This is a genomic window from Rhodococcus sp. T7 (genome assembly GCF_009872365.1).
Classification (GTDB): Bacteria; Actinomycetota; Actinomycetes; order Mycobacteriales; family Mycobacteriaceae; genus Rhodococcus_F.
On record NZ_WXYH01000389.1, the window covers coordinates 945,312 to 945,877 of the forward strand.

Annotated in this window: 1 protein-coding gene and 1 pseudogene; both read right to left on the reverse strand. The window is 70.7% G+C overall.

The features are described 5' to 3' along the window. A pseudogene (locus MLGJGCBP_RS51165) lies at nucleotides 1-324 on the reverse strand (hypothetical protein); the annotation flags it as partial. After that, a partial coding sequence (locus tag MLGJGCBP_RS51170) for a hypothetical protein (RefSeq protein WP_160098646.1) occupies nucleotides 321-566 on the reverse strand: 246 nt, incomplete at its 5' end. The gene MLGJGCBP_RS51170 and the pseudogene MLGJGCBP_RS51165, both read right to left, overlap by 4 nt.

Consider the following 566-nt stretch of genomic DNA (forward strand, 5'->3'; position numbering starts at 1 on the left):
TTGTTCGTCCTGGCTGTCGCGAAGCGCCCACGCACCCAGCCCCACCACCACGGCGGCGGCCGCGACGACAGCCCCACCACCGACGAGCAGTCGCGTCGATCTCGGTCGCCGCACGGGGCCCGACGGTGCTGGCAGCGACGAGATGACCTGTGCGGGAGAGGGGGCGGCCTCGGCCGGAGACACCGGCGGGGCTGGCTCCTCAACCTTCCCGCCGGACGTTTCATGGCTGGTGGTCGCCACCGGTGCGGGAGTGAACGACGGATACCAGCGGGCCAGCTCGCCCGCTGTCGGGTCCGGCCGCGGAATGTTGGTATCTGTCATCATCGAATCCCTCTCTGTGCGGGCCCGGTTCCCCGGACGAGAACCGTCCGAGGAACCGAGTCGGTCATCCGGCCGCGACCGGGGTCGTCGACGTCGGACGGGCACTTGTCGTCGACGTTCTCGGCGACGACGGCGGCGGGGCAGACGTGCTGGTCCGCGGGGTCGGCAGGGTCGACGAGCTGATACGAGGCGTCGAAGTATCGGCCGAGGAGTCGGCTCCACTCGCGATGTCCTTGGCCAGCGCG